We start from the raw sequence: 220 nt of genomic DNA on the forward strand, positions 1-220 counted from the left end.
CGTTCGCTCTCATCGCCTACGCCTCCAGCTTCGTGAAGTGCCATTATCCGGACGCGTTCTGTGCGTCGCTCCTGAATTCGCAGCCCATGGGATTCTACGCTCCGGCACAGATCGTGGGCGATGCCCGAAATCACGGTGTCGAGGTTCGACCCGTCTGCATCAATCGCTCCCGGTGGGACTGCACGCTTGAACCTATCGGCGACACCGGCGACCATGCTGT

At 60.9% G+C, this 220-nt stretch carries 1 protein-coding gene; it reads left to right on the forward strand.

The features are described from left to right. On the forward strand, positions 1–220 hold a 220-nt coding region (locus AF337_RS44190; RefSeq protein ID WP_152970947.1), incomplete at both ends, for a hypothetical protein.

Source organism: Rhizobium ecuadorense (genome assembly GCF_001187535.1).
Taxonomy (GTDB): Bacteria; Pseudomonadota; Alphaproteobacteria; order Rhizobiales; family Rhizobiaceae; genus Rhizobium; species Rhizobium ecuadorense.